Below are 22181 nucleotides of genomic sequence, written 5' to 3' on the forward strand. Positions count from 1 at the left end.
CTGTCGCTCAGCTCGGATCGCGGAACCGGTTCACAATTGGATAGCGCCGGTCCAGCCAAAACGCCTTCTTGCTCAACCGCGCGCCAGGCGCGGACTGGAAGCGTTTGTATTCGCTGATGTAGACCAGATGCTCCACGCGCTTCACCGTCTCCCGGTCATAACCAGCGGCCACACAGTCGGCGACGGATTTGTCCTCATCCACCAGCATGAACAGGATCGCATCGAGCACATCATAAGGCGGCAGGCTGTCCTCATCCTTCTGATCCGGACGCAGTTCCGCAGACGGCGGCTTGTCGATGATGTTCACCGGAATGACCTCGCCCTCCGGCCCATTCATCCAGTCGCGATGCACGCTGTTGCGCCAGCGTGAAGTCTCAAACACGCGGGTTTTATACATGTCTTTGATGGGGTTATACCCACCCGCCATGTCGCCATAGATCGTCGCATAGCCCACCGCGACCTCAGATTTGTTGCCTGTGGTCAGCAGCATCTCACCAAACTTGTTGGACAGCGCCATCAACAACAGCCCGCGCAGACGGCTCTGAATGTTCTCTTCGGTCAGCCCGGGCTCAGTGTCCTCAAACAGCGGCGCCAGCGTGTTGGTGATCGCGGCACGCCCTTCGGCAATTGGCACATAGTCGTAGTGCACGCCCAACCGCGTGGCGATGTCCTCCGCGTCGTCCAGCGACTCCTGCGAAGTATATTCAGACGGCAACATCACACAGCGCACGTTCTCCGGCCCCAATGCATCCACCGCAATTGTCGCCACCAACGCACTATCAATGCCGCCAGACAACCCTAGCAAGACCTTCTTAAACCCGGTCTTGCCCATGTAGTCGCGCAACGCCTCAACACAGACGCGATAGTCCTGCTCTTCACCCGCCGGCAAAAGCGCCTTTGGCCCATCTTTGCAGCGCCATCCTGCGGCGGTGCGCTCAAACTCCACATGGGCCACCGCCTCGTCAAACACCGGTAATTGCATCGCCAATTGCCCGCCGGGGTTCAGCACAAAGGAGCCGCCGTCAAACACCTGATCGTCCTGACCACCCACCATATTGAGGTAGACCAGCGGCAGTTCCGTCTCGATCACCCGCGCCACCATATGGTTCATACGCCGGTCAAACTTGTCGCGGTAGTAAGGCGAGCCATTGGGCACCACGAGGATCTCCGCACCAGTCTCTTCCAAAGTTTCCGGCACATCCTCAAACCAGGCGTCTTCGCAAATCGGCGAGCCCACCCGCACCCCGTTCACATCATACGGCCCACCCATCGGCCCATGAGCAAACAAGCGTTCTTCGTCAAACACGGTATAGTTGGGCAAGTGATGCTTGAGCTGGGTATGGGCAATCTTGCCGCCCTTCAGGATGAAGTAGGCGTTATAAAGCGCCCCTTCTTGAACCAATGGGCCACCGACAGCCACCACCGGCCCGTCCGCGCAGTCCACCGCCAGTTTCTCAATCTCTGCCAACGCCGCCGCCTGCAACGCTGTTTTCAGGATCAAATCCTGCGCGTTGTAGCCCACAATGAACATCTCCGGGAAAGCGACCATATCGGAACCTGCCGCCTTGGCCTCAGCCCAGACCTCACGCACCTTCTTGGCGTTCCCCGCCAAATCCCCCATCACTGGATTGGCCTGCGCCAGTGTCAAACGGAATGTATCAGCCATGTCTTATCTTCCCGCACCGCGTTACTTGCGCAAAGATGTAGCAGACACAGCGCCAAGGAAAAGCGCAAACCACCGCCCCTAAGCCGTGCAAACCCGCCAAAACAGGTCAAACGTGCAAAACCGTTTGCTCCAAAGAAACCCTTGCCCTAAAATCAATCAAAACACCGCAAGGTGATGGGGATGCTCCTTAGGGGCAACAGTGGGACTGGAAATTATGAGCAGAACTCAGGCACTTACCTTAGCCATCCTGTTGGCGGGCACTTCCGCCTTCGCACAGGACAGCCAGGTTCTGACAAAACAATATGACGATGGCGGTGTCTATGAAGGCACCTTCAAGAATGGGCTGCAACACGGCACCGGCATTTATCGCCTGCCCAACGGCTACGAATACGAAGGCGCTTGGGTCGACGGTGAAATTGTCGGCGATGGCATGGCCCGCTTCCCCAATGGCTCGGTTTATGTCGGCAACTTTGCCAAAGGCAAACCCCACGGCTTTGGCAAAATCACCTTCACCGACGGCGGCACCTATGAAGGTGACTGGGCTGACGGCAAAATCACCGGCACCGGCGTGGCGATCTACGCTAATGGCGTGCGCTACGAAGGCAGCTTTCAAAACGCCAACCACCACGGCAAAGGCGTGATGATCAGCCCGGCGGGCTACCGCTACGAAGGTGACTGGCTCAATGGCGTCAAAGAAGGCTTGGGCAAGATCACCTATGCCGACGGCACCATCTATGACGGTGAAATCAAAGCGGGCGAACGCGCGGGCCAAGGCCGCCTGACTATGCCCGGTGGCCTGATCTACCAAGGCACTTGGGCCGCCGGTCAGATTGAAGGCGACGGCACCCTCACCCAACCCAATGGCGACGTCTACGTCGGCCAATTGGTGGGCGGGCAGCGCCAGGGCAAAGGCATGGTGACCTACGCCAATGGCGACACATATGAGGGCGACTTCCAGGCCGATCAACGCCACGGCCAGGGAACCTTCAAGGGCAGCGATGGCTATGTCTACGTAGGCACCTGGGTCAACGGCGACATCGAAGGCAACGGCGAAGTCACCTATGCCGACGGCTCGGTCTATATCGGCCAGTTCGCCAATGGCCTCGCCGACGGACAGGGCAAAATCACCTACACCGATGGCACCACCTACGAAGGCGACTGGAAAGCTGGCGTGAACGATGGCGTTGGCAAAGCCGTCTATGCAAACGGTCTTGTCTATGAAGGCGACTTCAAAAACGCCAAGAACCACGGCCGAGGCGTGATGACCTACGCCGACGGCTACCGCTATGAGGGCGAATGGCAAGACGGCCAGCGCCACGGCATGGGTGTCGCCACATACGCCGACGGCACCACCTACACCGGCCAATTCTCTCTTGGTCAGCGCAACGGCATTGGCGAAATTGTCATGCCGGACGGCTTCAAATACGCAGGCGAATGGAAAACCGGCGAGATCGACGGGGTTGGCGTGGCCACCTATGCCAACGGTGACATCTATGAAGGCACCTTCAAAGGCGGCCAGCGTCAGGGTGAAGGCACCATGAAATACGCCTCCGGAGAAGAGCGCAAAGGCAACTGGGCCAATGGCACCTTGTCTGAAGCCGCTCCAGTCCAAAACGACGGGTAATCACTCCGCCAGCAAAGATCACAAAGCCGCGCCCTCTGCGCGGCTTTTTCATTTCAGGTCAGCGTTCCCGCCGCCCCCGGCGCCAATCGCCGCAGCATTTCCGACAACTGATCCACGTCATCGCCTTGCCAGCGTTCATCCATCAAGTACCCGGCCCGCTTGGCAAATGTCACCAGCGCTTCCTCAAGGCGCCCGGCACCCGTCTCGGTCAGCACAACAAACACAATCCGCGCATCCCGTTCATCCACATCGCGACTGAGCAGCCCAATTTTCTCCATCGGCGCGGCCATGCGGGTCACCGTCGAGGCACTTACATGCATCCGTTTGGCCAGCTCCACCCGTGCCAATCGGTGTTTGGGTGATCGCTGCAAATGCAGCAGCATCAAAAACTCATTTACAGAGATGCCATGCACCGAGGAAAACTCCCCGGTCAGCCCTGCGCGAAACTCATCTGCCGCCTGCAAAAGCCGCAGCGCACTTGTTGTCTTAATATCCGTCATGCCTTCTACTTATTGCAATATGCTTGCATGCGCAAGCGAATCACAACATATGACGCCACACACCGCACCCAAGGAGTTTCCCGTGCCCCTCGAAACCGCTTTCTCTCTCGCAGGCCTCACCGCTATGTCCGGCTGGCTCTTGCTCCTTGCCTCCCCATGGCTGCCCACCGTGTCCGACAAAATCGCAGGCTTCGTCCTGCCCGCGCTGCTCTCCCTCGGCTACCTTGCCCTAATCCTGATCCCTGCCGACACCACCGGCGGCTTTGACAGCCTGGCAAACGTGAAAACCCTGTTCTCCCACGACCAGGCGCTCCTGGCCGGCTGGGTGCATTTCCTTGCCTTTGATCTGTTCATTGGCGCCTGGGCCTGCCGCACTGCCCGCGCAGAAGGCATCCGTTTCTGGTGGGTGGCTCCAAGCCTGCCGCTGATCGTCCTCTTTGGGCCGGCAGGCTTGCTCGTCTACTGGGCGCTGTCCGCAGTGAGTCGCTTAACAACCAGATTTTACCACGGCACCTCAAGACCGGCATAGTCATAGAACCCACCGCTCTGGGCGGGCGTCAACCCGTCCAACACGCCCAACAGGTTCGTCGCCGCCGCCTCAGCCTCCACTTTCTTGTGTGCCGGATAGTTGGCCGTGAAGTCCGTCGCTACTGTGCCGGGATGTAACGCCACACAGACGGCCTGCTTGTGACTGCGCGCCAGTTCTACCGCCCCTGTCCGGATCACCTGATTAAGTGCAGCCTTGGATGCCCGGTACGAATACCAGCCACCAGCGCGATTATCGCCTATCGACCCCACCCGCGCTGACAAAGCCGCAAACACGCCCCGCTCCCGCCGCGCCAACAACCTTGGCGCCTGCTTCAACACCAGCGCCGGTCCAATGGTGTTCACCGCAAACTGTGTCGCCATCTCTTCTGCGCTCACCTCCCGCAACGATTTCTCCGGCGCAGCCCGCGTGTTCACCAAAGCCCCAGTAGCCACAAAGATCAGACCAAACGGCCCTTCTAAGAAATCCAGCACCGCCTCTGCCCGCGCCGGATCGTCAACATCAAACCCGTCCCGCTGCCGCGACAGCCCAACAACCTCCGCGCCTCGCCCCCGCAACCGCGCCGCCACAGCTTCCCCTATGCCCCCAGTATCGCCAACCACCAATGCGCGCATGTCTCTCTCCTCTTTGTCTCGATACTACGCACAACACGGCAAACCGGATGCCCTAAGTCATTCACAGTCCCCAAATGTCCTGGGGAGTCACAGCCCCGCTGTGACGGGGCAAAGCCCCAAACACCCTCAGGCAAAAATCCAAAACTTTTGCCCTTTTCATTTACCAAACGGCATGTATAAATCTGCGCCATGACCACACGAGCCCATATCGCAACAGACGCGCGCCTCCCGGCGCCATTTGCGCGTGGCCTCGACCTACTCCTAGTCCGCCTCTGAGCGTGACCCTGTTGGCGCGCGTGCTCAGAGGAGAATGTCTCGCGCCACATGTCTAACCGCCTCACGGCAAATGACACCCACAGGTAACTAGGAAAACACGATGCAAAAGATCAATCTCGCCGAAAAACTATCCATGTTCTCAAGCCATTGGGACCCACATGTGGTTGCCAACTACAATGGCAACGACGTGATGGTAGTGAAGTTTCAGGGCGAGTACCCGCTGCACAAACATGACAACACTGACGACTTCTTTTTCGTGTTCGAAGGCGAAGTCACCATGGACTACGACAACGCCCCTTCCGTCACGTTCGGCGCGGGCGAGCTGTTAATTGTGCCCAAAGGCCAGGTCCACCGCCCCCGTGCCGAGAAAGAAGTGAAAGTGCTTCTGATCGAGCCCACAGGCGAACCCAATTCCGGAGACAGCGACCGCGCCCCGTCTCCCAAACCGCATATCTAAACTGGAACAAACCCATGTCCGACAACAAAGTCCTGATTTTTGACACCACCCTGCGCGACGGCGAGCAATCCCCCGGCGCCACCATGACCCATGATGAGAAGCTGGAAATTGCCGGTATGCTCGATGACATGGGCGTGGACATCATCGAAGCCGGTTTCCCGATTGCGTCTGAGGGTGACTTCGCCGCCGTCTCCGAGATCGCCAAGAACTCTGTGAACTCCCGTATCTGTGGTCTGGCGCGTGCAAACTTCGCCGACATCGACCGCTGCTGGGAAGCCGTGAAACACGCCAAGCAGAACCGCATCCACACTTTCATCGGCACTTCGCCGCTGCACCGCGCCATTCCGAACCTCACCCAGGACGAAATGGCCGACAAGATCCATCAAACCGTGACCCACGCCCGCAACCTCTGCGACAACGTGCAATGGTCGCCGATGGATGCCACCCGCACCGAGTGGGACTACCTCTGCCGCGTGATCGAGATCGCCATCAAGGCGGGCGCGACCACCATCAACATCCCCGACACCGTGGGTTACACCGCGCCGGCCGAAAGCGCCGATCTGATCAAACGTCTGATCGAAACCGTGCCGGGCGCGGATGAGGTGATCTTCGCCACCCATTGCCACAACGACCTGGGCATGGCGACAGCCAACTCCCTCGCCGCCGTCGCGGGCGGTGCGCGTCAAATCGAATGTACCATCAACGGTCTGGGTGAACGTGCAGGCAACACCGCGCTGGAAGAAGTTGTCATGGCGCTGAAAACCCGCCACGACATCATGCCTTGGACCACCGGCATCGACACCACCAAGATCATGGCAATCTCCCGCCGTGTCTCCACCGTGTCCGGCTTCCTGGTGCAGCCCAACAAAGCCATCGTCGGCAAAAACGCCTTCGCCCATGAAAGCGGTATCCACCAGGACGGCATGCTGAAGAACCGCGAAAACTTCGAGATCATGCGCCCCGAAGACGTCGGCCTCTCCGGCACCTCCCTGCCTCTGGGCAAACACTCCGGCCGCGCCGCCCTGCGCGACAAGCTGGAACAGCTCGGATTTGAAGTGGGTGACAACCAGCTCAAGGACATCTTTGTGCGCTTCAAAGAGCTGGCCGACCGCAAAAAAGAGGTGTTTGACGACGACGTTGTGGCGCTCGTGCGCGCCGACAGCGGCGAAGACGAAGACGACCGCCTGCAGCTTGTCTCCATGAAAGTGGTCTGCGGCACCGGCGGCCCAGCCGAAAGCACCATCGAGATGGAAGTGGACGGTAAAGACATGTCCGCAACCGCTGAGGGCGACGGCCCGGTGGACGCCACCTTCAAAGCGATCCGCCAGATCCACCCCAACACCGCCCGCCTGCAACTCTATCAGGTGAGCGCCGTGACCGAAGGCACCGACGCGCAGGCGACGGTTTCTGTGCGGCTGGAAGAAGACGGCGTGATCGCCACCGGCCAGTCCGCCAACACCGACACGGTGGTCGCCTCGGCCAAGGCCTACATCCACGCGCTCAACCGTCTTCTAGTACGCCGCGACAAAGTGGGCGAAGGCGCGGACGCCAAAGAGGTGTCTTATAAGGATCTCGCTTAAGTAGACGAAAGGCTGTCCCTGATTGGGGCAGCCTTTTTGGTGTTTCGCACAACATGATTCACCATCTCCAAACAGCGCTTGAATCACTTCAATGGTCCCTACAAAACGCCTCGATATTTTCCGGCGTCACATAGCTTTCACCGTAAGCAGCGGACGCAATGTCAAGTGCAGCAAGGCATCCTTGAAAGTCCACACTGCGCGAAGTCTTGGCCATATTGTTCACTTGCACCCTAAGTGATTGCCCGTTCCTTAGGTCAACAGAAACCCGCACCAATGGATTTGAGCTCGCCTTGACCGCTTCAACAACTTGAAGTGCGATTTCAGGCAACGCCATCCGATCTTCGTCAGACGAAATGAACAGCACCCATGCGTTCGCTTCCGAAGGTTCAAACCAAGTCGTACTTGGCAGAACAATACGGTTCTCTTCATCTATGGCGGAAAGTGTCGCGGAAAAACTCGCGGGGGTGTGGAATAGTCCAACCTTCAATTTTCCTTTGTTCTCAGAGGCATGCACGGGCAGTGTGAATACCGTGACAAACAGAATTATTGCTCGAAGCATATTCATATGTTCGGATTTCCAATCATCGTTTTTAAAAATCCCACAAGCCCTAATCAGCCCAAGAGCAACAAGTCCAGCACGAAGCAGCGTCGTAGGTGCCCTTCCGCCAGCCAAACCTCAACCAATCATCATATCCCCAGCCAACCCCAAGGCGAACCCGGCCACCGCTCCCAGTGCCGGAAAATAGGCCCCACTCTCGTGCGCTTCCGGCGCGATGTCTTGAAACACCAGATACAAAATCCCACCGGCGGCAAAAATCGTGATCGCCCCCAGCGTCTCCGGATCATCCGCCAAAAACGCAAAACCAAGCAACGCACAGAGCGGCCCCAACCCGGCCAGCGCGACAAACACCAAAAGCACCTTGGCCGCGGGCAACTTCCCTTGCGCCCAAATCTCACGAAACGCGGCAAACCCTTCTGGCAGGTTCTGCAAAAACATCATCGCCGCCAACAACTTCGCCGTCGCCGCCTCGGTCACCAACAACGCCCCCAGCGCCATGGCCTCCGGCAAGAAATCCAACAGCATCGCCAGCACAAGCGCCCCACTGCCGCCCGCCTTCGCCAAGGCCGCATCCACCAGCGCAAAACACACGCCCCCGGCCACCAACAGCCCGACGGCCAGCGCCACCGGCAGCACTTCCGCGCCCTTTGGCACCAGCACTAGGGCCACTGCTGAGAGCAACGCCCCGCCGCCAAAGGCTGTGATGGATTTCAGGAACCGCGCCTCAACCGCACGGTTGGAAATATGCTCTACCCGCGCCAGAACGCCCCCCAACGGGATCGCCAGACCAGCAAACAAGGATAACAACAGCGCGTAATGAATGGGTCCCATGGCGAGATGCTACTACGCCTCCGCCACAGAGCAAACCTTTTGTCACATCAGCCCGTTAGCTGCGCCCCAGATCCTCCAAGATCGGACAATCCGGCCGCCCGTCGCCTGCGCAATTTGCCACAAGATGGCTTAACGTCCCCCGCATCGCCTGTAAATCCGCGATCTTGCGGTCAATCTCGCTCAGGTTCTTCTGCGCCACGCGTTTCACATCTGCGCTGGCCCGCCCCTGATCCTCATAGAGCGCCATCAACGTTCGGCAGTCTTCAATCGAAAACCCAAGCCCTCGCGCCCGGCCCAGAAACACCAGCTTGTGCTGATCCTTCTCGCTAAAGCTGCGATAGCCATTGTCGCCCCGTGCCGGGGTCACAAAGCCGATGTCCTCATAGTACCGGATGGTTTTCGCCGGCAGGCCGGTGTTCTTGGACACTTCCCCGATATTCATCACACACCTTCTTTCTTGCTGGCCTGAAAGGCTGGCTGGATGCGCCGCAACCGCAGCGCGTTGGACAGGACAAACACGCTGGAAAGCGCCATCGCCCCGGCTCCCAACATCGGTGACAGCGCTGGCCCGCCAAAGGGCACCAGAATGCCCGCCGCCACCGGAATGAGCGCCACGTTGTAGCCAAACGCCCAGAACAGGTTCTCTTTGATATTACGCATCACCCGGCGGCTCAGGTCAAATCCGGTCACCACGCCGCCCACGTCGCCCGCCATCAACACCACGTCCGCTGCCTCAATCGCCACATCCGTGCCGGTGCCAATGGCAATGCCAACATCCGCCGCCGCCAAAGCAGGCGCATCGTTAATTCCGTCGCCCACAAAGGCCACCTTGCCCACCGTGCCGCGCAGCTGCTCCAATGCCGCGACCTTACCGTCCGGTAAGACCTCTGCGACCACATGGTCCACACCCAACTCCCGCGCCAAAGCCTGCGCCGTGCGCTCTGTGTCGCCAGAAATCATCGCCACGGTTTTACCCATATCATGCAAAGCTTTGATCGCCGCGGCCGAGGTTGATTTCACCGCATCCGCCACCGCAATTACGGCTGCCACCTTGTCGTCTACAGCCACATAGATTGGCGTCTTCCCAGCTTCAGCAAAGGCTTGAGCACGCGCTTCAAGTGCACCCAGAGGCACCTCCAGTGCCGTCATCAACCGCGCGGCGCCGACGGCAACCTGAGCGCCCTCCACAGTACCGATCAGCCCATGCCCAACCCGCACTTCAAGCTCCGTACTCGCTGCCACGTCCAGCCCGCGCACTTCTGCTGCCGCCACCATCGCCCGCGCCAAAGGATGCTCGGACTGCGCCTCAACCGCCGCCACCTGCGCCAGCACGTCATCCGCGTCAAACCCGTCGGCCAAAACCACATCGGTCACCGACGGCGCCCCTTGGGTCAGCGTGCCGGTCTTGTCAAACGCCACCACGTCACAGTCCTGCAAGCCTTGCAGCGCGTCGCCTTTGCGGAACAACACGCCCAATTGCGCGGCCCGCCCTGTCCCGACCATAATCGAGGTCGGCGTGGCCAACCCCATGGCACAGGGACACGCGATAATGAGCACCGCCACCGCCGCCACCAACGCATAGCCCAACCGAGGCTCTGGCCCCACCAGCATCCAGACCACAAAGGTCGCCGCCGCAATCGCCATCACCACCGGCACAAACACCGCCGTAATCCGGTCCACCAGGTTCTGGATCGGCAGCTTTGCCCCCTGTGCCTGCCGCACCATATCGATGATCTGCGCCAGCATCGTGTCGCGCCCCACCTGCTCCGCCTCATAGCGCAGCACACCGGCGCCATTCACCGTGCCCGCAATCACCGCATCGCCTGCGGTTTTCTCCACTGGCACCGGCTCACCGGAGATCATCGCCTCATTCACAAAGGAACTGCCGTCCAATACACGGCCATCCACAGCCACGCGCTCACCGGGCCGCAGATGTAGAACATCGCCCACCGCGACCTCTTCGATCGCCAGCTCGGATACCTTGCCCTTGCGCTCCACCTGCGCCACGCGCGGCTGCAAGCCAACAAGCTCGGCAATCGCCGCTCCTGTGCGCCCTTTGGCCCGCGCCTCCATCCAGCGCCCCGCGAGGATAAGCACCACAATCACCGCCGCCGCTTCAAAATACACATTAGCTGTGCCCGCAGGCAGCAGCCCCGGCGCAAATGTCGACACCACCGAAAACAGATAGGCTGCTCCCGTACCCAAGGCGACCAGCGAGTTCATTTCTGGCGCGCCTTTCAGCAGCGCAGGAATACCCTTCGCGTAGAACTCTCGCCCTGGCCCGACCAACAGGATCGAAGTGAGCACAAACTGGAACATATAGCTGTTTTGCATCCCCACGTTGGCCATCAGCCAATGGTGAAACGCAGGCACCATATGTCCACCCATCTCGATACAGAACACCGGAAACGCCAGCACCGCTGCAAGTAGCACCCGCCGCTTGGCCGCCTTGGCCTCTTCCGCTTTCCGGTCGGAGATGTCTTCCGGCATGCCTTCTTCCGGCACCCGTGCCGGATAGCCCGCCCGCGTGCTTAACGCGGCAATCTGATTGGCCGTGATCGCCCCCTCCAGATAGCGCACGGTCGCACTCTCACTGGCAAAGTTGATCTCCGCAGACAGCACGCCCTCGCCTACCGCCATCGCCGCTTCCGCACGGCGCACACAGCCCGCACAGGTCATCCCACTAACATCCAGCGTCACAGTGGCCTCACGCGCCGGATAGCCCGCCGATTTCAACGCTGCAATCACGCCATCGCGCACGGTGTCGTCCTCAAACGCCACCCACGCCGAGGTATCCGCAAGGTTCACGCTCGCATCCTGCACCCCGTCCACAGCCGTCATTGCCTTCTGCGCGCGATTCACGCAGCCCGCACAACTCAACCCGTCCAGCTGGAAATTCAACACATGTGCCGTCATCGACTCGTCTCGCTCAAAACTCTCGTTCGACTACATCACATAAAGGTTCCAGTCACGGGAGGGTCAAGCGCTCACTCGCAATTTTCTTCTGTCGCGACCAATAGACGACGAACTCTTTGTTTACATGCGCTTTTTCCGAACCTTTCAATTTCAATCACCTGCGCCAGAACGGAAAAATCGCCGCCAAGGCAATTTCTAGTTTGATCCTCAAATTAATTTGAGGCACAAATTAAGTGAAGAGACCTGAGGAGGAGCCCCCATGTTTGTGGGATTAGATCTGGGCACGTCTGGTGTACGCGCCCTGCTGATTGACGCGTCCCAACGCGTAATCGGCGCAAAAGAAGCCGCTGTAGACACGGCCCGCCCGCACTCTGGGTGGAGTGAGCAGCTGCAATCGGACTGGATCACCGGCACCAAAGCGGTCTTTGCCGAGTTGAAAGCGGACCACCCAGCCGAGGTCGCCGCGATCAAGGGCATCGGCGTGTCCGGCCATATGCACGGCGCCAATTTGCTCGACAAAAATGGCACGCCCCTGCGCCCTTGCATGATGTGGAACGACACCCGCTCCGCCGCGCAAGCCGCGAGGCTCGACGCCACCGACCACGTCCGGGACCTGTCCGGAAACATCGTCTTCCCTGGCTTCACCGCCCCCAAAGTGGCTTGGGTAGCCGAGAACGAGCCGGACATCTTCGCCAAAACCGCCAAAGTCCTGCTACCCAAAGACTTCCTGAACTTCTGGCTCACCGGTGTCTACGCGTCGGACATGTCCGATTCCGCCGGGACAAGCTGGCTCGACGTCGGCACACGCGACTGGTCCGACACATTGCTCAATGCCTCCGGTATGCGCCGCGATCAAATGCCCGACCTGTTTGAGGGGTCTGAGGCCATCGGCACCGTGCGCGATGACATCGCCACTGAGTTGGGCCTGCCCAAAGGTGTGATTGTCGCCGCAGGTGCCGGAGACAACGCCGCCGCTGCGTGTGGGATTGGCGCGCTCAACGAAGGTGACGGTTTTGTCTCTCTAGGTACTTCCGGCGTGCTGCTCACTGGCCGTGACGCCTACGCCCCGAAACCGGCAAGCGCCGTGCACACCTTCTGCCACGCCGTTCCCAATCGCTGGTATCAGATGGGAGTCATTCTTGCCGCTACCGACAGCCTCAACTGGCTCTCTCGCAATCTACAAGACAGCCCAGCCAACCTGACCAAACTCTTGGGCGACAACATCAACGGCCCCGGCGTCATGCGCTTCTTGCCCTATCTGTCAGGCGAGCGCACCCCTCACAATGACGCCAGCATGCGCGGTGCTTTCCTGAACATTGACATCGACGCAGGTCACGCCGCCCTCACCCAAGCGGTGCTCGAAGGCGTCAGCTTCGCCCTGCGTGACAATCTCGAGGCGTTGAAATCCACCGGCGCAGACCTGAAAAGCCTGATCGCCATCGGCGGCGGCAGCCAATCCCCCTATTGGGTCGAGCTCATCGCCACGCTGCTCAACCTGCCGATCTCCCTGCCCAAAGCCGGCGAATTTGGCGCAGCGCTTGGCGCTGCACGGCTCGCGATCTGCGCCACCACAGGCGCCGATCCCGAGGTCGTGATGACCCGGCCCGAGATCGCCACAACCGTTTCCCCCCGCAGTGATCTGCGCGACGCCTACGAAGAGGCATATGCCCACTTCGTCACCCTGTACCCCGGCATAAAGGCCCTGACACAATGACCGATTTCTTCAAAAACATCGCCCCCGCCCAATATGAAGGGCCGGACAGCACCAACCCGATGGCCTTCCACCACTACAACCCCGATGAGGTTGTCATGGGCAAACGTATGGAAGACCACTTGCGCTTTGCCGTGGCCTACTGGCACAGCTTTGCCTGGGAAGGCGGCGACCCGTTTGGTGGCCAAACCTTTGAGCGCCCTTGGCACCCTCAGACCCGCATGGACATGGCCAAGGTCAAAGCCGACGCTGCATTCGAGATGTTTGACATTCTTCAACAGCCTTACTTCTGCTGGCACGATGCCGACGTGCGCCCGGAAGGTGACAGCTTTGCCGAAAGCCTGAAGAATTTCGAAGAGATCATTGATTACTTTGAAGAAAAGATGAGCACCCGTTCTGTGAAACTGCTCTGGGGCACCGCCAACATGTTCAGCAACCGCCGCTGGATGTCCGGTGCCTCGACCAATCCGGATCCGGAAATCTTCGCCTATTCCGCCGCCACCGTAAAAACCTGCATGGACGCCACCAAACGTCTCGGTGGCGAAAATTACGTGCTCTGGGGCGGCCGCGAAGGCTATGAAACCCTGCTCAACACCGACATGGGCCGTGAGCTCGACAACATGGGACGCTTCCTCAACATGGTGGTGGACTACAAACACAAAATTGGCTTTGAGGGCACCATCCTTGTGGAGCCAAAACCGCAAGAGCCCTCCAAGCACCAATACGACTTTGACGCCGCCACCTGCTATGGCTTCCTGAAAAAGTACGGCCTCGAAAACGAGGTCAAACTGAACCTCGAGCAGGGCCACGCCATCCTTGCCGGTCACAGCTTCGAACATGAGATTGCGACAGCGGCCGCGCTTGGCGTTCTCGGCTCCATCGACATGAACCGCAACGACTATCAATCCGGCTGGGACACCGACCAGTTCCCCAACTCCGTGCCCGAGGTTGCGCTGGCCTACTACCACATCCTCAAAGACGGCGGCCTGAAAACCGGCGGCACCAACTTTGACGCCAAACTGCGCCGCCAATCCTTAGACGCCGAAGACCTGATTGCCGGTCACATCGGCGCGATGGACGTCTGCGCCCGCGGTCTGAAAGCCGCCGCTGCGATGATCGAAGACGGCGGTCTCGAGGATGCGCTGGCCGAGCGCTACGCCGGTTGGGACACCGACGCGGCCAAAGCCATGCTGGCCGGGGATCTCGACGGCACCTTCGACGACGTGATGAGCGGTAAGATCAACCCATCGCCCAAATCCGGTCGCCAGGAGATCTTGGAAAACTACGTGAACCGATTTGTGTAATATCTTGTTTCAAAACCGTTATTGAGCCAAGATATACCGGCCCTTCGCGCATATTCTCATGCGCGGAGGGCTTTTCTAGATGAAAGACCCGCCATGCGCCCTTTGATGCTCACAGCCGCTTTCTTGCCCGCCATTCTGGTAACCAGTGCCAGCGCCTCACCGCTGCCAAAGGCGGACGCCACCTTTCCGGCACAGGACGTGGCAGAGGTCGAGTTGGGCTGGCAACTGTTCTACGATCCCATCCTGTCGGGCAACCGTTCCGTCGCTTGCGCCACCTGCCACCACCCGGATCTGGGCACGTCTGATGGCGTCTCCCTCGGCCTTGGCGACGGCGCATCGGGCCTGGGGCTGGAGCGCAAGATCGACGCCAACAACCCGCCCGAAAAACGCATCCCCCGCAACGCCCCTGCGCTGTGGAACCTCGGTGCTACCGAGTTCACCGTCTTCTTCCATGATGGCCGTCTGGAAGAAGACCCCTCGCGCCCTTCTGGCATCCGTACGCCTTTGGGCAGCGAAATGGAAATGGGCTTTGACAACGCCCTCGCCGCGCAAGCCATGTTCCCCGTGCTGTCGGGCGATGAGATGGCGGGGCACTATTCCGAAAACGACGTCAGCAAAGCCGTGCGCCTCGGCCAACTCACCGGCCCCGGCGGCGCCTGGGACATCCTCGCCAAACGGGTCGAGGCCATCCCCGCCTACCGCGCCGCCTTTAACGAGGTGATTGGCGCGCAAGAACCGATCAAGTTCCACCACATCGCCAACGCGCTCGCCGCCTTCATCGCTTTTGAGTGGCGGGCTGATGCCTCCGCCTTTGACGCCTACCTGCGCGAAGGCACGCCGCTCACCGCTGATGCTGCCGCAGGCCTAGACCACTTCTACGGCAAAGCCCAATGCGGCACCTGCCACGCGGGCCAATTCCAGACAGACCACGGCTTCCACGCCATCGCGCTTCCTCAAATTGGACCAGGCAAAGCCGCGCCGTTTGAGCGCCACAACCGCGACATTGGCCGTGGCCGCGTCACTGGCCAAGAGGAAGACTTCTATCGCTTCCGCACTCCGTCCCTGCGCAACATCACGCAAACCACCCCGTACGGGCACAACGGCGCCTATACGTCTCTGGAATCCATGGTCAGGCATCACCTCGATCCGGTGGCCTCTCTCAAGGCTTACACAGAGATTCACATCACTTACTCCGACGGCAAATTTGGCACAGATTTCAAACTGATGCGGGACGATCCTGAAGTCATCGAAATCGCCGCCGCAAACGAGCTTTCCCCGATTGATCTCACCGATCAAGAGGTCGCGCAAATTCTCGCTTTCCTCGAAAGCCTTACGGACTACGACGCCATCCAAGGCCGCCTTGGCGTGCCAGAGTCCGTGCCTTCCGGCCTGCCCATGGATCAACTCTCCAACTGATCCACGCGGTCTCTGCTCAGTACGCGGACAACACCGTCACTGGCCCCTCGGACCACACCCGCCAGCTGCCATTCACCGGCACCTCGATCCAGTCGCCCTGCGTGCCATCCGGCCAGCGCACGCGCACTTCAACGGTCTCCGCATCACCTAGCCCAAAATGCTGCGGCCCGGACACGCCCCCGGCGTGGCCACCACCCACGGTGATCTCCCGCAGATGCACCAGATCGCCGACTTTCACCTCAATAAACGCCCCCACAGCCTGACTGTTGGCCTCTTTCCCCATCAGGGTCAGCGCCACCCAGTTGCCAGTCGCGTCAGTGACGTTCTGATAAACTTCCAACGACGCCCGCCGGTTCACCACCGCCAGATCCAGCAACCCATCGTGGTTCATATCCGCCAGCGCCGCCCCACGGCTGCGCGCCAAGGAGGCAATCCCCGCCACGTCGCCCTGCTCCGCAAACGTGCCATCGTCTTGCTGCATCAGCAGGTTGTTGGGATCCTCCATCGCGGCACCTGGCATCTGTTGCACATTGCCCTTGGCGATGAACACATCGTCCAACCCATCATTGTCCACATCGCCAAAACTGATGTGCCAACCGGTGGAAGGCCGCCCGTCACCACCGGTGTATGGCCGATGCGCCGAGGTGCCCATTTCATAGGGAACATCCTCAAACGTCGGCGCTTCTGCACTGACACGTTTCATCAACCGCTGATCGCCCATCGACGACAAAAACACCTCGGTCTTGCCATCAAAATCCAGATCCCGCTCCGCGATCCCCATGCCCCACAACATATGTGTGGCCCAGCCATCCGCCTCGCCATAAAGCCGCGGCGTGGCCTCCATCGCCCAAAGCTGCTCCGCGCCGCCTTTCACATAGTAATGCCGGTCATTGCTCATCCGCAGATCCGCACGGCCCAGGCGGCCCCAATCGGAAAACAGGATCGACAGCGGGCAGAACCCCGGCTTCAACGTGGTATGCACATAACCGTCGCCTTCGGTCCGAAACAAATCATTCACATCACAGGCCTCAAACGGCCCCTTGGGATCGTCGCGATCCACGTAATTGCCAAAAGCCAATGTCGGCAGCGCGTCTTGCCGCTCCCAAGTGGCCGAAAACGCTGTCGTCCAGGCATCGCCGCCATCAAACCCCGGCACGTCCAAAGGCTCAAAACTGCACTCCGGTCCGCCTTTGAGAAGACGGTTCTCCCCCGCACGCAACGCCACAAGATCCAGCCAGCCGTCACCATCAATATCAAGCGGGTAGAACCCCGTGGTCCCCGGCATCATCAAGGCATCCGGCGTGTCTTCCTCAAAGGTAACCGCCCCGCCATGGGCACTCCGATTGCGCAACAACATCGGCGGGTTCTCCCCGCCCGCCGCCACCAGTTCCGGCAAGCCATCACCGCTGCAATCAAACGCCGCCACACCGCCACCGACGTAAAACTCCCAGCCGCCATCATAGACGTGCTCGGCAACCTCCACCGGCGCAAAACGCACCTCTGCCTGCGCAGCGCTTGCCGCCAAAAGTGCCAGTGCACTTGCGCCCTTAAGCCACATTATCCGCCAGCTCCACGAGTGCATTTTCAGACACATTTTCCAGCGCATAGGCGGCAGCCCCACGGGCCCACATCAGGTTACCCCACTTGTGCACCACCACCTCCGGCGGCGCCTTATCCACCTGCACAATCAGCTTGCGCATCCCGTCAATCACCTCTTCCGCATAGAGATGGCTGGACTGCATCTGCTCGCCTGCCAGAATGATCAGTTCCGGATCAAAGATGTTCACAATATTTGCCAAACCCATGGCAAACATGCGTCCGGCCCGGCTCACAATAGACGCCGCCATCTCGTCACCTTGTTTTGCAGCCCGCAAGATGTCTTCCACCTGCCGTTCTGCCGCTTCACCACTGGCCAGCATCGCCTCACGAGTCAACGCATAGTCTGCGGCGTAAGCCTCAAGGCAACCCCGCTGACCACAGCGACACAACGCGCCTTCAAGCTGCACTTTTGTGTGGCCAAATTCAGCGCCACAGCCGCGCGTGCCTCGGTAGATTTCATCGTTGATTACAATGCCCATGCCGACACCGCTCTCAATCGTCACAACGATAAAATCATTGTGCCCCTGCCCAAGGCCAAAGCTCTTCTCTGCCATCGCCACAAGGTTGGCGTCGTTGTCCAAAAACACCGGAATGCCCAACACCCGCTCCAGCACGTCACCAAACTGCACATTGCGGCTGGTCAACGACGGCGACCAATGCACAAATCCGCGTGGCGCATCGACCACCCCGGCAATGCCCAACCCAAATCCCGCCACATCTGTCCGCGATAGGCCTATTTTGCGCGCCAGCGTCTCTACAAGACCGGACAGCACTTCCGCCATGTCTTCGGCTGGCAAAACCGCCGTCTCCAGATCCGCCTCATGGTCAGCCAATTGCGTGCCTTCAAAATCAAGCAGCACCAAAGACACCGTTTTGTTGGAGATTTTCGCCCCGGCGATCAACCGCGCCGCCCCGCGAATCTTCAGATCCACCTTGGGGCGTCCCCGCTTCGAATCTTTCTCGCCAAGGTCGCTTGTGACCTCTTCAATCAACCCTTCGCGGAGCAACTCAGCGGTGATGGTTGTCACGGTTGCGCGGCTGATTCCTGTCAGCTCGCTCAGGTCAATGCGCGGGACACGCTGTTGCCTGCGAATTTCTGACAGCAGCTTACGCCGCCCAATTTCTCTTTGATTCACAGACATATACTAGCTCCCTCTTCACCAGACACGGTCCGCAACCAAAACACAAGCTGCCCTTATCCGGCGTCAAAACCATGCCGATGTTTGTTGGATCAATGCAAGGTTAGCTGATTTAATTTGATTTACAAATTTATTGCGCTACCATGGTCCCCACCCGGTCAATGCCGACTCACCTCGGTCAAAATCCGGGGCGAACATTTGGGAGGACACCATGAAACTTTTTGCATCCGCGACGGCTGTTATTGCCGGCGCTTTCCTAAGCACCGCAGCCTGGGCAGACGATCTGGTCATCGGCGTAAGCTGGTCCAATTTCCAGGAAGAGCGCTGGAAAACTGACGAAGCCGCCATCAAAGGCGCGCTGGACGCCGCTGGCGCCAAATACATCTCCGCTGACGCGCAGAGCTCATCTGCCAAACAGCTGAGCGACATCGAAAGCCTGATCGCACAAGGCGCTGACGCGCTGATCATTCTCGCGCAGGATGCCTCAGCTGTTGGCCCAGCAGTGCAAGCCGCTGCAGACGAAGAGATCCCTGTTGTGGCCTACGACCGTCTGATCGAAGACAGCCGTGCCTTCTACCTGACCTTTGACAACGTCGAAGTGGGCCGCATGCAGGCCCGCGCCGTTCTGGCAGCCATGCCAAAAGGCAACTATGTGATGATCAAAGGCTCGCCCACCGATCCAAACGCTGATTTCCTGCGCGGTGGCCAGCAGGAAATCATCCAGGCCGCAATTGACTCAGGCGACATCAAAATTGTCGGCGAAGCCTACACCGACGGCTGGGTTCCAGCCAACGCTCAGCGCAACATGGAGCAGATCCTGACCGCTGCGGACAACAAAGTGGACGCCGTGATCGCGTCTAACGATGGCACCGCCGGTGGTGTTGTGGCCGCGCTGACTGCACAGGGCATGGAAGGTATTCCAGTGTCCGGTCAGGATGGTGATCACGCCGCGCTGAACCGTGTGGCCATGGGCACGCAGACCGTATCAGTTTGGAAAGACGCACGCGCCTTGGGCGCAGCGGCTGGCGAGATCGCCGTTGCTTTGGCCTCCGGCAACGCCGTGGACGGCTCTGCTGAGTGGACCTCACCATCAGGCACCACGCTGAATTCCATGTTCCTCGCACCGGTTCCAGTGACCGCTGACAACCTGAACGTTGTTCTGGACGCTGGCTGGATTGAGAAAGACGTACTTTGCGCCGGCTCTTCCAACGCATCCTGTAACTAATCTGAACCATGCCCTTCCGCCCTTATGGCGCGGGGGGGCACCTTCATTTCCCCACCCCCTGAGATTTTGACCCCTTTGACTGAGGCGGAGCCTTCCGCGCAGACTGGGAAAGATGTCTCAAGCATCGCGAGCCAAAAAAGGGAACGCACAATGCAAAATCAAGCTAAGAACCTGATCAACAAGCTGGGGCTAGACCCCCGCCTGCTTGGAATGATCGGCGCGCTTGTTGTGATATGGATCGTCTTTGGCGTCTTCACAGAAGGTCGCTTCCTATCACCTCGAAATTTCTTCAACGTCTCGGTGCAAACAGCTTCTGTCGCCGTTATGGCCACCGGTATGGTGTTTGTCATCGTCACTCGCCACATCGACCTCTCGGTTGGTTCGATGCTTGGCTTCATCGGCATGACCACCGCCGCCTTGCAAGTGCAATGGCTGCCGGACGTGGTGGGCCTTGGCCACTGGTCGATCTGGATCATCGCAGTGCTCTTCGCCATTTGCATGGGCGCCGTTCTGGGCGCCTTCCAGGGCTACATCATTGGCTATCTCACCGTGCCCGCCTTCATCGTCACCCTCGGCGGCTTCCTTGTCTATCGCGGCGCCATGTGGTGGGTCACCAAAGGCCAGACACAAGCCCCGCTGGACCCAACTTTCCGACTATTGGGCGGCGGCGCTGAGGGCACTTTAGGTGAAACGCTCAGTTGGGCCTTTGGCATCATTGCCGCCTTGGTCGCTGTGGGCTTCATGCTGCTCAGCCGCCGTAACAAAGCCTCTCACGGTTTTGCTGTGAAACCCGCTTGGGCCGAAGGCATTCTCATGGCCATCGCCGCTGGTGGCATCTTGCTGTTTGTGTCGATCATGAACAGCTACCCGATCCCCAAAGGCGCGATGAAACGCATCACCAAGGCCCAAGGCATCGAATACACCGACGGCATGGTCTGGAACCATGGCGTCGCCATTCCGGTGGTGATCCTGCTTGCCGTCGCGATTGTGATGACCATCATCGCCCGCCGCACCCGTTTTGGCCGCTACATCTACGCCACCGGCGGCAATCCCGAAGCGGCTGAGCTCTCTGGCATCAACACGCGCTTCCTGACCGTAAAAATCTTCGCGCTGATGGGCGCGTTGACCGGCATCGCCTCGATCATCGCCTCCGCCCGTCTGAACGCAGTTGACGTAGGCCTCGGCACGCTGGACGAACTGCGCGTGATCGCAGCGGCCGTAATTGGCGGCACTGCCCTCTCCGGCGGCGCTGGCACCATCTATGGCGCGGTGATTGGCGCCCTGATCATGCAATCGCTGCAATCCGGCATGGCCTCTGTTGGTGTCGACGCCCCGCTGCAAAACATCGTTGTCGGAGTGGTTCTGGTCTTCGCGGTCTGGGTCGACATCGTCTACCGCCGACGCACTGGCGCATAAGGAGAAACATCATGGACAAGCAAACCCCTCTCGTGGAAATGCGCGACATCCACATCTCCTTTGGCGGGATCAAAGCGGTGGATCACGTCTCCGTCGATCTCATGCCGGGCGAAGTGGTTGGCCTTCTCGGTCACAATGGCGCGGGCAAATCCACCCTGATCAAGATCCTCTCCGGCGCCTATCAGGGTGACGGTGGTGAGATCTACATCAACGGTGAAAAGGCGGAGATCCACAATCCCCGCGACGCCCGCAAATACAACATTGAGACCATCTACCAGACGCTTGCGCTGGCCGATAACCTCGATGCGGCGTCCAACCTTTTCCTGGGTCGTGAACTCACCACGCCGCTGGGCACCGTGAATGACGACGCCATGGAGGCCGAAACCCGCAAGATCATGGGCAAACTCAACCCGAACTTCCAAAAGTTCGCCGAGCCGGTCTCTGCTCTGTCGGGTGGTCAGCGCCAATCGGTAGCCATCGCCCGCGCGGTCTACTTTGACGCCAAGATCCTGATCATGGACGAACCCACCGCCGCCCTTGGCCCGCACGAAACCCAAATGGTTTCCGAGCTGATCCAACAGCTCAAGGCTCAAGGCATCGGCATCTTCCTGATCAGCCACGACATCCATGATGTCATGGAACTCTGTGATCGCGCCTCGGTGATGAAGAACGGCCAACTGGTTGGCACAGTGAACGTCGATGACGTCACCGACGACGATTTGCTGGGCATGATTATCCTTGGCAAAAAGCCCGAAGGCGTGCCTGTTCAAACCTGAATTAATTCGCTAGACGAACCAACGA

The 22181-nt window shown here is 59.6% G+C and carries 19 protein-coding genes; 10 read left to right on the plus strand and 9 right to left on the minus strand.

Features of this window, described 5'->3' with window-relative positions; translation table 11 throughout:
* Positions 1–7: 7 nt before the first annotated feature.
* Complete coding sequence (locus tag JXR15_RS06300; RefSeq protein ID WP_422052389.1) at positions 8–1666, minus strand: NAD+ synthase; 1659 nt, start codon at positions 1664–1666, stop codon at positions 8–10.
* A 214-nt stretch (positions 1667–1880) separates the two neighbouring features.
* Here JXR15_RS06300 and JXR15_RS06305 point away from each other — a divergent pair, with 214 nt between their 5' ends.
* The gene (locus JXR15_RS06305) at positions 1881–3290 is read left to right on the plus strand and encodes an MORN repeat-containing protein (RefSeq protein WP_422052390.1); all 1410 of its coding nucleotides are present in this window, start codon (positions 1881–1883) and stop codon (positions 3288–3290) included.
* A gap of 53 nt (positions 3291–3343) precedes the next feature.
* Here the strand turns inward: JXR15_RS06305 and JXR15_RS06310 are convergent, their stop codons facing one another.
* Complete coding sequence (locus JXR15_RS06310; protein WP_422052391.1) at positions 3344–3790, minus strand: MarR family winged helix-turn-helix transcriptional regulator; 447 nt, start codon at positions 3788–3790, stop codon at positions 3344–3346.
* Positions 3791–3872: 82 nt separating this feature from the next.
* Between JXR15_RS06310 and JXR15_RS06315 the strand changes: the two genes are divergently transcribed.
* Entirely contained in the window at positions 3873–4319 is a 447-nt protein-coding gene (locus JXR15_RS06315) for an ABA4-like family protein (RefSeq protein WP_422052392.1), read from the plus strand.
* Here the strand turns inward: JXR15_RS06315 and JXR15_RS06320 are convergent.
* On the minus strand, positions 4292–4951 hold the full coding sequence (locus tag JXR15_RS06320; protein ID WP_422052393.1) for an SDR family NAD(P)-dependent oxidoreductase: 660 nt from the start codon (positions 4949–4951) through the stop codon (positions 4292–4294). The two genes, JXR15_RS06315 and JXR15_RS06320, sit on opposite strands and share 28 nt — an antisense overlap.
* 376 nt (positions 4952–5327) lie before the next feature.
* On the opposite strand from JXR15_RS06320, the gene JXR15_RS06325 reads away from it, so the two are divergent.
* Together JXR15_RS06325 and JXR15_RS06330 are read left to right on the plus strand one after the other, a co-directional pair.
* Positions 5328–5684, plus strand: a complete 357-nt coding sequence (locus JXR15_RS06325; RefSeq protein ID WP_422052394.1) for a cupin domain-containing protein — start codon at positions 5328–5330, stop codon at positions 5682–5684.
* Positions 5685–5698: 14 nt separating this feature from the next.
* The gene (locus JXR15_RS06330) at positions 5699–7264 is read left to right on the plus strand and encodes a 2-isopropylmalate synthase (RefSeq protein WP_412554347.1); all 1566 of its coding nucleotides are present in this window, start codon (positions 5699–5701) and stop codon (positions 7262–7264) included.
* Positions 7265–7352: 88 nt separating this feature from the next.
* Here JXR15_RS06330 and JXR15_RS06335 read toward each other — a convergent pair whose 3' ends face one another.
* From JXR15_RS06335 to JXR15_RS06350, 4 genes are all read right to left on the minus strand, one after another.
* A complete protein-coding gene (locus JXR15_RS06335; RefSeq protein WP_422052395.1) occupies positions 7353–7829 on the minus strand; it encodes a hypothetical protein in 477 nt (158 codons plus the stop codon).
* Positions 7830–7940: 111 nt separating this feature from the next.
* On the minus strand, positions 7941–8654 hold the full coding sequence (locus JXR15_RS06340) for a ZIP family metal transporter (RefSeq protein WP_422052396.1): 714 nt from the start codon (positions 8652–8654) through the stop codon (positions 7941–7943).
* A 55-nt stretch (positions 8655–8709) separates the two neighbouring features.
* Positions 8710–9096 (minus strand): Cu(I)-responsive transcriptional regulator, encoded by a 387-nt coding sequence (gene cueR / locus JXR15_RS06345; protein ID WP_422052397.1) that lies wholly within the window; start codon positions 9094–9096, stop codon positions 8710–8712.
* A complete protein-coding gene (locus JXR15_RS06350; protein ID WP_422052398.1) occupies positions 9096–11570 on the minus strand; it encodes a heavy metal translocating P-type ATPase in 2475 nt (824 codons plus the stop codon). Before JXR15_RS06350 ends, cueR begins: the two co-directional genes overlap by 1 nt.
* A gap of 259 nt (positions 11571–11829) precedes the next feature.
* Here JXR15_RS06350 and xylB point away from each other — a divergent pair, with 259 nt between their 5' ends.
* The 3 genes from xylB (at position 11830) to JXR15_RS06365 (ending at position 16001) form a co-directional block, all read left to right on the plus strand.
* Positions 11830–13284 (plus strand): xylulokinase, encoded by a 1455-nt coding sequence (xylB, locus tag JXR15_RS06355; protein WP_422052399.1) that lies wholly within the window; start codon positions 11830–11832, stop codon positions 13282–13284.
* Positions 13281–14585, plus strand: a complete 1305-nt coding sequence (gene xylA / locus JXR15_RS06360) for a xylose isomerase (RefSeq protein WP_422052400.1) — start codon at positions 13281–13283, stop codon at positions 14583–14585. Before xylB ends, xylA begins: the two co-directional genes overlap by 4 nt.
* 93 nt (positions 14586–14678) lie before the next feature.
* On the plus strand, positions 14679–16001 hold the full coding sequence (locus JXR15_RS06365) for a cytochrome-c peroxidase (protein ID WP_422052401.1): 1323 nt from the start codon (positions 14679–14681) through the stop codon (positions 15999–16001).
* A 16-nt stretch (positions 16002–16017) separates the two neighbouring features.
* Here JXR15_RS06365 and JXR15_RS06370 read toward each other — a convergent pair whose 3' ends face one another.
* Both JXR15_RS06370 and JXR15_RS06375 read right to left on the minus strand, forming a co-directional pair.
* Complete coding sequence (locus JXR15_RS06370; RefSeq protein ID WP_422052402.1) at positions 16018–17559, minus strand: CRTAC1 family protein; 1542 nt, start codon at positions 17557–17559, stop codon at positions 16018–16020.
* Entirely contained in the window at positions 17549–18742 is a 1194-nt protein-coding gene (locus JXR15_RS06375) for an ROK family protein (protein WP_422052403.1), read from the minus strand. Before JXR15_RS06375 ends, JXR15_RS06370 begins: the two co-directional genes overlap by 11 nt.
* A gap of 208 nt (positions 18743–18950) precedes the next feature.
* Here JXR15_RS06375 and xylF point away from each other — a divergent pair, with 208 nt between their 5' ends.
* The 3 genes from xylF to JXR15_RS06390 all read left to right on the plus strand — a co-directional run bounded on the left by xylF (position 18951) and on the right by JXR15_RS06390 (position 22156).
* Entirely contained in the window at positions 18951–19964 is a 1014-nt protein-coding gene (gene xylF, locus JXR15_RS06380; RefSeq protein WP_422052404.1) for a D-xylose ABC transporter substrate-binding protein, read from the plus strand.
* 150 nt (positions 19965–20114) lie between these two features.
* Positions 20115–21380 carry a sugar ABC transporter permease gene (locus JXR15_RS06385; RefSeq protein ID WP_422052405.1) on the plus strand — a complete coding sequence of 422 codons (1266 nt, stop codon included), beginning with the start codon at positions 20115–20117 and terminating at the stop codon, positions 21378–21380.
* An 11-nt stretch (positions 21381–21391) separates the two neighbouring features.
* Positions 21392–22156 carry an ATP-binding cassette domain-containing protein gene (locus JXR15_RS06390; RefSeq protein ID WP_422052406.1) on the plus strand — a complete coding sequence of 255 codons (765 nt, stop codon included), beginning with the start codon at positions 21392–21394 and terminating at the stop codon, positions 22154–22156.
* Positions 22157–22181: the final 25 nt, after the last annotated feature.

The sequence above is a fragment of the Shimia sp. genome (assembly GCF_049116215.1).
In the GTDB taxonomy this organism is placed as follows: domain Bacteria; phylum Pseudomonadota; class Alphaproteobacteria; order Rhodobacterales; family Rhodobacteraceae; genus Shimia.